General features: G+C 55.0%; 9 protein-coding genes. 2 read left to right on the forward strand and 7 right to left on the reverse strand.

Annotated elements, in window-relative coordinates:
- Positions 1 to 45: 45 nt before the first annotated feature.
- The 7 genes from K7H09_RS23855 to K7H09_RS23880 all read right to left on the reverse strand — a co-directional run bounded on the left by K7H09_RS23855 (position 46) and on the right by K7H09_RS23880 (position 6,125).
- A complete protein-coding gene (locus K7H09_RS23855) occupies positions 46 to 573 on the reverse strand; it encodes a DsbE family thiol:disulfide interchange protein (protein ID WP_053856991.1) in 528 nt (175 codons plus the stop codon).
- Between the two features lie 90 nt (positions 574 to 663).
- Positions 664 to 1,341, reverse strand: coding sequence for a TVP38/TMEM64 family protein (locus K7H09_RS23860; RefSeq protein ID WP_230806301.1), 678 nt, complete (start codon positions 1,339 to 1,341; stop codon positions 664 to 666).
- A 61-nt stretch (positions 1,342 to 1,402) separates the two neighbouring features.
- Positions 1,403 to 2,233, reverse strand: coding sequence for a thiol:disulfide interchange protein DsbG (gene dsbG / locus K7H09_RS23865; RefSeq protein WP_022522190.1), 831 nt, complete (start codon positions 2,231 to 2,233; stop codon positions 1,403 to 1,405).
- 65 nt (positions 2,234 to 2,298) lie between these two features.
- The gene (locus K7H09_RS24515; protein WP_258955997.1) at positions 2,299 to 2,424 is read right to left on the reverse strand and encodes a hypothetical protein; all 126 of its coding nucleotides are present in this window, start codon (positions 2,422 to 2,424) and stop codon (positions 2,299 to 2,301) included.
- 33 nt (positions 2,425 to 2,457) lie between these two features.
- A complete protein-coding gene (locus K7H09_RS23870; protein WP_172420649.1) occupies positions 2,458 to 4,932 on the reverse strand; it encodes a heavy metal translocating P-type ATPase in 2,475 nt (824 codons plus the stop codon).
- Between the two features lie 78 nt (positions 4,933 to 5,010).
- A complete protein-coding gene (locus K7H09_RS23875; protein ID WP_058579630.1) occupies positions 5,011 to 5,418 on the reverse strand; it encodes a heavy metal-responsive transcriptional regulator in 408 nt (135 codons plus the stop codon).
- A 71-nt stretch (positions 5,419 to 5,489) separates the two neighbouring features.
- A complete protein-coding gene (locus K7H09_RS23880) occupies positions 5,490 to 6,125 on the reverse strand; it encodes a peroxiredoxin (RefSeq protein WP_074211540.1) in 636 nt (211 codons plus the stop codon).
- Between the two features lie 247 nt (positions 6,126 to 6,372).
- Here K7H09_RS23880 and K7H09_RS23885 point away from each other — a divergent pair, with 247 nt between their 5' ends.
- Together K7H09_RS23885 and K7H09_RS23890 are read left to right on the forward strand one after the other, a co-directional pair.
- Positions 6,373 to 7,095: a cytochrome c biogenesis CcdA family protein gene (locus K7H09_RS23885; RefSeq protein WP_022522193.1), complete on the forward strand. Its 723-nt coding sequence runs from the start codon at positions 6,373 to 6,375 to the stop codon at positions 7,093 to 7,095.
- Between the two features lie 109 nt (positions 7,096 to 7,204).
- Positions 7,205 to 7,730 (forward strand): helix-turn-helix domain-containing protein (locus tag K7H09_RS23890; RefSeq protein WP_230806303.1); only part of this gene is annotated, 526 nt, incomplete at its 3' end.

Genomic DNA, 7,730 nt, shown 5'->3' on the forward strand with positions numbered 1-7,730 from the left:
TTGGAGCCTCCGGGAATCCCGGTACGGTTCATTTTCATAACCGTTTTATCGTTTCCACTTCTCGACTTCTTGGATGACTCGCTCAACATCTTCAGACGTTATGTAACCTGTATGTTTGTAACGAATAGTGCCTTCGGTATCGACCAGATAGCTTTCTGGGGCGCCATACACACCTAGCTCAAAACCTAGGTTACCCTCTGGATCAAAGATGTTGACTTCAAAAGGGTTCCCGAACTCGTCAAGAAACTCGAGCCCCTTTGCCTGGGTATCCTTGTAGTTGATCCCAACCAAGCGGACGCCTCGCGCGGCTAAATCCAATAACTGCGGCATTTCATGTTTGCAAGTCGGACACCACTCTCCCCACACATTGACTAATGTCACCTTTCCTTTAAAAAGAGATTCATCAACGAGCCTTGAGGGGTCTTCCAGCGTTGTCAGGCTGAATGGCGGAAACGGCTGAGCTAACAAGGGTGAATCTCTGGCGCTAGGATCCATTGATAAGCCCTGATAAAAGAAAAAGCTCAAACCAAAAAAGCCCAATAGGGGTAAAAATAGCAATGTCCGAAATTTCACGTGTACGTCTCACAGGTAGTAGCGGGTAAGTGCCTGCTGAGCATTGTTAATGCTTACGAAAGTTGATTTAGAGCACTCGGTTGCTATCGGTCATGGCTGTCGAGCCCATAAGCGTTTCGCCAGCAGAGGCAGCAATGTAATGCCACTGATGAGAATCAGCGCGATTGTGAGGCCACGGGAGTCGGCCGTAATCAGCACTTCGCCGAACATGACGATTAGATACGCCGTGGGGATCACGCCGGCCAGTGTGGCGATCAAAAAGCGCCAGAAAGACAGGGGGGTGATACCTGCCGCATAGCTGACGGCATCAAACGAAAGGAAGGGCACCAATCGGGATGCAAAAACGATGAGCATCAAGCCTGTCTGAGAGCGCTCCTTTCCCAGCCAGTTGAGGATGGGCCGCGAACGCGGCCAGCGTTGCATCACTTCATAGCCGAGCAAACGAGCAATGCAGAAAGCGAGCAGAGCACCGGCTTCGGCACCGATAACGACATAGATCGTCCCCCAAACTGGGCCGTAAAGCGCACCAGCCACCATCGCAATTGGGCCACTGGGAATCGGGCTCATGACAATGGCCGCCATCATCATAAAGATGATGGCCAACGGCCCCCAGACGCCCAGCCTATCAAGCCACTCACGCAAGGCCTGCTTGTCGGTCAAGACCGACAAGGCGCCGGTCTCCATCAGAATCCAATAAAGGGCCGCCAAACCCATCAATAGAGTGAGCCCCAAAAAGAGCGTTTGCTTTACGCTAAGCTTGGTTGCCATGTGCATCTCAGTGGTCGTGATTGGGGAGACTCGCATCTCAGCCCTGTACCGTTATGGTGTATCATTCAACGCCCAATATTTCGCGAAACTGGTCGGTCGACACTGCGCCATTGATACGCTGAACTTTCCCGGCTTCATCACGGTAGTAGCTGGTTGGCGTTCCCGTAGCACCGGCCTCACGCATGATCTGGGCGTGATTTCTAAGAAGCGCTTGACTCTCCTCCGACGGCTCCACCGGCCTTATGCCGCCATTGCGAAATTCCAGTTCATGAGTTTCGAGAGCACTGGCCGGATTGTCGGATTCAAGGATTGCAGCAGCTTTGCGAAGACTGTCCTCTGATAGCACACCGACCAGCACGTGACGAAGCTGTAACACGCCTTGCTCAATGAGCGGGCGCGAATTTTTCCAGAGTGCATTGCAGTAGGGGCAGTTGGGGTCTGTTAGTGTGTACACAATATGCGAAGCATCATCATTCCCCTCCGAGATAAAACGAGTGTTTTCAAACGCACTCCAGGTAGCTTCCAGCATGGGGTCCAGCACCAGAGCCTGAAGCTGGCTTTCCATAACGGCATTGCCCTGCGGGTCGATTAACGTACCAATGACGGCGTAGTCGGAAGAGGAGGAGATATAAGCTGCCATAGGCTCATTATCATAAGACAAGGCATAGCCTTGGAGACCGTCAGGCGCTTCGAAGCTGCCATGGAAGGTGAACCCTTGATCCACCAATGCGGTAATCGATTTGGGCAAGGGAGACTCAGTATTCGTGGCACTGCTGGCCTGACGACTCTCAGTGGCATCAGTACTTGCTTCCTGCGCCAACGCAGGCAACGTTATAAGACCTAACAGACCTGCAGCAGCTAGGCAATAAGTGATAGGTAGGATATATCTCATGGATGCTCTCTTTATTAGTTTCTGATCTACCCAAGGGGGACGATTGTATTCGGTTGCCAGCTTCATCACTTCTTATTAAAAAACAGGTATTTGATGAGCGCAGCAACACCAAGCCCCAGCGCAATAATCAACAAGATCGCTATTAGGCCCATCCCTGCCATACCCCACATGCAGCTTTCACTTCCCATCATTTTGAATTCCTCGTTAACACGACATTGTTTGGTTTAGGCGCGATGAACAGCATCGTTTGGACGTGGTGTGGCATTGCCGGTATCCGATGTGAAACGGCGTAGCCGCAACGAGTTAGTCAGCACAAAAACACTGGAAATGCTCATGGCCGCCGCCGCCAGCATGGGGCTGAGCAATACGCCGATGAACGGATAGAGCACGCCCGCCGCCACGGGGATCAACGCTACGTTGTAGCCATAGGCCCAAACGAAATTGCCGATAATGGTCCGGTGGGTACGCTTGGAGAGCGCCGTGGCATTGACGATGCCTCGCAAATCGCCACTCATCAGCACCACATCGCCGGACTCGATGGCAATATCGGTGCCAGTGCCGATCGCAATGCCCACGTCGGCCTGGGCCAAAGCGGGCGCATCATTGATCCCGTCCCCCACAAAAGCGACGCGCTTGCCCTCCGCCTGGAGACGCCGGATCTCTGCCGCTTTCTGGTCGGGCAGTACCTCAGCGAGAATCTGCTGGATGCCAACCTGTCGGGCGATAGCATCGGCAGTGGCACGGTTATCGCCGGTGAGCATGGCCACTTCCAGCCCTTGCGCTTTGAGTGCTGCGATAGCGTCGGCAGAGCCCTCCTTGAGGGGATCCGCCACCGCGATGACTGCAGCAAGCTGACCGTCTACCGCGGCATAGAGCGGGCTCTTGGCGTTCTCGGCCAACACCTTGGCGCGTGTTTCTGCCTGGCCGAGGTCGATTTCCAGCCGACGCATGTAACGATCAGCCCCTACATGTACCAAGTGGCCGTCGACCTCGGCTTCAATGCCGTAGCCTGGCTCGGCACTAAAGCGACTGACAGGGGGTAATTCCAGCCCACGGGTCTTGGCGCCCTGCACAATAGCCTCAGCGATGGGGTGCTCGCTTTGAGCTTCCACCGCCGCGACCAGTCGCAGCACGTCGTTTTCATGACCGTTAATAGCTTCGAAATCAGTCAGTTCGGGGCGTCCTTGGGTCAAAGTGCCGGTCTTGTCCAGCACCACCGTATTCATCTTGGCCAGCGTCTCAAGCGCCGCCCCTTTGCGAAATAGCACCCCCATCTCGGCCCCTTTCCCGGTACTGACCATGATGGCCGTTGGGGTGGCCAGGCCCATCGCACATGGGCAGGCAATTAGCAGCACGCTAACGGTAGTGACAAAGGCAAAGGACAAGGACGGCGCCGGTCCGAAAGCGAACCAGAGTGCAAAGGTCATCGTGGCGATAGCGATGACTACGGGAACAAATACACCAGCAACCTTGTCGGCCAACTGCTGGATGGGGGGCTTCTCCGCTTGGGCCGTTTCCACCATCTTGACGATCTGCGACAAGACAGTGTCGGCACCGACTCGCGTGGCCCGAAAGGTAAGTGCACCGTTCTTGTTGATAGTGCCACCGACGACTTCGGAATCCTTCTGTTTGACGACCGGCACTGGCTCACCGCTGATCATCGACTCATCAACGTAGGAGTGGCCCTCCTCAACGATGCCATCTACTGGAACACGCTCCCCTGGGCGAACCAAAATACGATCGCCCGTGACGACGGCGTCGATAGGCAGCTCGACGGTTTCATCTTCGCGGATGACGCGGGCAGTTTTCGCCTGTAATTGCAGAAGCTTCTTGATAGCCTCGGAGGTGCGGCCCTTGGCAATGTGTTCAAAATAGCGACCGAGCAGAATTAGCGTCACGATGACCGCCGCCGCTTCGAAATAGCTCACGGCGGTTCCGACGGGGAAGAGCGCGGGCATTAGCAGGGCGGCGACCGAATAAAAATAGGCAGCGCTCGATCCGATCATAACGAGGCTATTCATGCCAGGATTAAAATGCCGGAGTTCGGCGAAGCCAGTACGATAGAAGCGTGCCCCGGCATAGAACTGCACCGGTGTGGCCAACAACCACTCAACGCCCATCCAGCCGCGATGCGGCATTAGACTCGTTAACAGCGCGTCAAAAGTGGGAATCATTTTCCCCATGGCGATGATGACTACCGGAATCGTAAATATTGCCGCGAGCACGACTCGACGGCGAAGCTCGGCTCTTTCCCGATCCTCGCTGTCCGTTGGTGGCGGCGTATCGGTATCCTGCGGTTCATAGCCTGCTTCGCGGATGGCATGCTGAATACGCGTTAACGAAACGGCTCCTGGCAGGAAACGAACGAAGGCCTTCTGGGTAGCAAGGTTAACACTCACTTCCACCATGCCGGGCAGCTTCGTTAGCGTTCGCTCTATCCGAGAGACACAAGATCCGCAACTCATGCCGGTAACAGGAATCTCGATACTTTCCACTACCGGTTGATAGCCCGCTGTTTCAATGGCGTCGAGTAGGCTAGTGGTCGTGGTAACTGCTTCGACCTGGATAGCCGCCTTCTGGGTGGCGAGGTTCACTTGAGCGTTGATCACGCCTGGCTGCTGGCTGAGTGCACGTTCCACACGTCCAACACAGGAAGCACAGGACATACCACGAATCTCGATATCGACGTTTTGCGCCATAATGAAGATCTCCTGTTATTTATTGACGACCCGATATGCGAGCTTGATTCCCCATGTTCGCTGTCGAGAAAGTGCTGATCATTCAGCCTGCTCAGCGATAGCTTCAACAATCGGGCAGCCTTCCTGCATAGGCCCTTCGCCTGCACACTCGCTCAGTGTTTTCGATAATACGGCTTCAATCCGCGTGAGGTGTTTGATCTGCTCGCGCACCTTGTGCAGCTTCTCCCCGGCGATGCGTTTAGCTTGCGCCCGGTCGCCATTAGCATCCTGAAGCATTAGCAGCTCCCGAATCTCTTGCAGCGTGAAGCCCCACTGCTTGGCATGGACGATAAACTGCAACCGATCCACAGCTTCCAGTGGGTAACGCCGATAGTTGGCATCGGTCCTCCTCGGAGGAGGCATAAGTTTCTCTTTTTCGTAGAATCGAATCGCCTGGCTAGCGACCCCGCTTCGTTCGGCAAGCTCGCCGATACTTAGTGTTTGCATAGCGTTACCTCACGACATTATTAATCTAAGCTTCTGGCAGCCTGACTCAACGAATCTACCGGTCGGGGCTCCTATTGCTCCGGTTGGCGCACGACCCTAAGGTAGGGCGTCTTGGTGTTCCAGCCTTCGGGAAAGTGTTGCCTAGCGTCATCATTCGATAGCGATGGCGAGATGATGACATCGTCACCGTTTTGCCAGTCAACTGGGGTGGCCACTTTGTGCTTGTCAGTTAGCTGAAGCGAATCGAGAACCCGCAGTATCTCGTCGACATTACGTCCTGTGCTGGGTGGATACGTCAAAGTGAGACGAATTTTCTTGTCAGAATCGATGATGAAGACCGTACGCACCGTCAGTTTGGGGTCGGCTTTGGGATGGATCATTCCATAAAGCTTCGCTACCACCTGATCTTCGTCAGCCAGCAAGGGGTAGTTCAGGGCCGTGCCCTGAGTCTGTTCAATATCCCCCAGCCAGTCGTGGTGAGAGCTGAGAGGATCCACCGAAACCCCAACCAGTTTGGCACCCCGCTTGGTGAATTCGTTCTTTCGCTTGGCAAACGCGCCCAGTTCTGTGGTGCATACTGGCGTAAAATCAGCGGGGTGCGAGAACAGAACCGCCCAGCTGTCGTCAAGCCATTGGTGAAAGTTGACCGTGCCTTGTGTGGATTCGATCGTGAAGTTTGGTGCTGTCTCGCCCAGTTGTAGCGCCATGGAAATGTCCTCATGTCATTCATTGAGTAGCCACCATAACTTTGAAGTCAACTTTAAGGTCAAGCCTGATGTGTAATATTTGCAATTCGATAGGAGACAAATAATTTGTCAATAAAGGTTGACCTTAAAGCAGCTGTAAGCCTTAAAATTCTTACGGCGTTAAAATGGATATGATAGGAGGTAGCACCATGGGATTGGTATCAATACCCTTGTTGGCCGTCTCCATAACTTAAGTTGCGATAACACATTGGAATCTCTCTCTTCCATCGGCTTGGTCGGCGCCTTTATCGGCGGATTGGTCTCCTTCTTCTCGCCCTGCACGCTGCCTCTGTTACCGGCCTACCTGTCGGTGGTCACAGGCGGTAGTGCCGGTAAAGCCGACAGGCGGTTAGAGGCATTGACCCTCAGTGCCTTCTTCGTCTTCGGCTTCAGCATCGTGTTCATCCTACTCGGGCTCGGCGCCAGTAGTATCGGGCAACTGATGCGAGGGTATCGCCAAGAATTCAACTGGGTTGCCGGCTCGGCGGTGATCGTGCTGGGCCTCTTCATGACCGGCGTGTTCCGATTGCCGCTTTTCCAGCGTACCTTTCAGTTCACCCCCAATGTCCAGGGTGGCTCTCCGCTTTCGGCTACTGTGTTCGGGGTATCTTTTGCCATCGGCTGGACGCCCTGTATCGGCCCCATCCTGGGCGCCATCTTGATGGCCACGTCCAATGCTGCTAGTGCCCAGGCTGGAATGATATATCTCAGTGCCTACTCGGCTGGCCTAGCGCTACCTTTTCTTGCCAGCACTTTACTGATTAACCGATTCGCTCTGCATCGGCAAAGCCTAGGAAGGTGGAGCGCCTATGCTCGCCCCGTGGCGGGCACGGTTGTGATCCTGATGGGCATCGCCATCGTCTCGGGTACCATGACGCGGCTTTCCAGTATCATGGTCGACCTTTTTCCCTCCCTGGCGACCCTGGGGTAGCCAGGCCGTCAGAGAAGTAGAGATTAATTTTGGCTCTTCGACGTTGGGTGTGGAATTCGCCCCCTGAGCTGGGCCAGAATATGACCTCCACAGCGGCAGGAGGTATGACATGGACGGCACCCAGATTCTAACACTCGGCCTGGGCTTGGAAGCGCCCTGGATCCTCAAGAACCAGTACCTGGATACCGCCGTGTCGCCCCACCGCCTGGACCTCTATGTCGAGGCGGAGCGAGGCAGTCTCTATCCCTGCCCAGAATGTGGTAAGGCCTGCCAAGCTCATGACTTTGCCGACAAAACCTGGCGGCATCTGAACTTCTTTCAGCATCACTGTTACCTGCATGCTCGCGTGCCGCGCACGAAGTGTCCTGACCATGGCGTCAAGCGCATAGAGGTGCCCTGGGCCCGGCCGGGCAGCGACTTTACCCTGCTGTTCGAGCAAGCGGCCATGTCACTGGTCAAGGAGATGCCGGTACTGGCCGTCTCCCGCCAGTTGGAGATTTCCGACAAACGACTATGGCGCATCGTGCACCACTACGTTGGCCGCATGTTGGGGGAACTGGATCTGTCCAAGGTGGTGACGGTCGGCGTGGACGAAACCGCCTCCCGGCGCGGTCATCGCTATGTCACGGTGTTCC

The sequence above is a fragment of the Halomonas sp. IOP_14 genome (assembly GCF_021021315.1).
Taxonomy (GTDB): Bacteria; Pseudomonadota; Gammaproteobacteria; order Pseudomonadales; family Halomonadaceae; genus Vreelandella; species Vreelandella titanicae.